The organism is Spiroplasma sp. hy2 (assembly GCF_044714365.1).
GTDB classification, from domain to species: domain Bacteria; phylum Bacillota_I; class Bacilli_A; order Mycoplasmatales; family Mycoplasmataceae; genus Spiroplasma; species Spiroplasma phoeniceum.
Genome location: NZ_RXFZ02000207.1, coordinates 1 through 1,559, shown reverse-complemented (window position 1 = coordinate 1,559; position 1,559 = coordinate 1). Strand labels below are relative to the sequence as shown.

Sequence of the window (1,559 nt, the reverse complement as noted above, 5' to 3'; positions counted from 1 at the left end):
ATATATATAATGTGACCAGAAAGAGGGTTGGTATATATGAAAAAAATGTTAAGTATTTTAGGAACAATTAGTTTAGTAGGAACAAGTACAACAAGTTTAGTTAGTTGTGGTGAAGAACCAAAATGTGAAAATAAAATTATTGGTAATTTAAAAGAAATTTGTTCTTCAGATAGACCATTTCATAATGATGATGATAAATGATATTTTGTTATTGTAAAAGGAGATAGTCCTGAATGAAATATTATTAAATTCCAAAATAACAATAAAACTAAAACTATATATAGTTCAAATGACTATGAAGTTGATTTAGCAAAAGGAAGCAATAATTATTCGGGTTTGGTTATTTTTATTAAAAAAGATGATAAAAAATTCCCTTATACATGAGGACAAGATAAAGGGAAATACTTCAAAAATGTTTATCAATGATTGGGTGATAATGAACCAACAAATAATGACATACCAAAAATAGATGATAATGGGAATATTATTGTTTAAAATAATCATAAAAAATAGGGTTTTATCCCTATTTTTGTTTTAAATTGATATTAGACGCATGTATGGTTTTAATTAAAAAATGTGAATTTACTGTTCTATTTGTTGGAAATGCTAATTTACCTTTTATAAGCAATTCATAATTAACACTCATTTTTAATTTAACACCCTCATTGTAAAATACAATTTGTGTTTTAAAATGATAACCATCATCGTTTTGTCTAAATGGATATTGATATTCTTCTAAATTATTAAAAATAGTATATCCACTTTCATTAATATTTTCAATTTTAATATTAATTTTTGTTTCTAGTCTTTTTTTTCAATTAAATTCTGGATCAATACTATTTGCTTCAAAAATTATATTACCTGCATTTTGAAAACTAAAACTATCATAACTATCTTGAACTTGTTGTCAATTAGTTGCTCCAAATGTTTCAAAATCAAATAATAAAATGTCTTGATTATGGTATTTTTGGTCTCTTGTTCCACCTTGACCATTATCTTGAGCAGAAACATCTAGTTTACTATCTGCTTTACTTAAATTAATTTGTACTGGATAAAAATTAATACTTGGTGGTGGATCAGGTAATTTAACAGGTCAATCGTGTATTATATCATCATCAATATATTGGTCTAAATAACTAAGAGAATAAAGAGTTAATCAATCACGCACTGAATTATTATATAAACTTGTTGTTTGTAAACTAACAAAATAACTCATAATTGAATATGGATCATATAAATCAATATCATCGGAAAACATATAAATACGACATGCAGTTTTTCCCAAATTATAAAACCCAACTGCATCAATTATATATCGCCCACTCCCAACAATATCAGTTAGTAAATTTTCACTTTCTATTGTTGACAAAGATACACTTTCTTCATTAATTAAATAAATAATATCTTCATCATTAAATGATTGCGGTATCATAACACTACTAATTCTATAATTTTTACCGTATTCTTTTTTTGATTTTTTAGATCACATTGATGCTGTTATTTTATCTGTTAAAGTAAATGCTCAACTTGTATTACTTGCACTAGCACCGATTATATCA

Annotated in this window: 2 protein-coding genes; one reads left to right on the top strand and one right to left on the bottom strand. The window is 25.1% G+C overall.

The window, feature by feature from the left end; all coding sequences use genetic code 4:
* Positions 1-36 precede the first annotated feature (36 nt).
* Positions 37-495: a lipoprotein gene (locus EHV01_RS05445; protein ID WP_422065966.1), complete on the top strand. Its 459-nt coding sequence runs from the start codon at positions 37-39 to the stop codon at positions 493-495.
* Between the two features lie 28 nt (positions 496-523).
* On the opposite strand, the gene EHV01_RS05440 is transcribed toward EHV01_RS05445, so the two are convergent.
* A partial coding sequence (locus tag EHV01_RS05440; protein WP_422066570.1) for a hypothetical protein occupies positions 524-1,559 on the bottom strand: 1,036 nt, incomplete at its 5' end.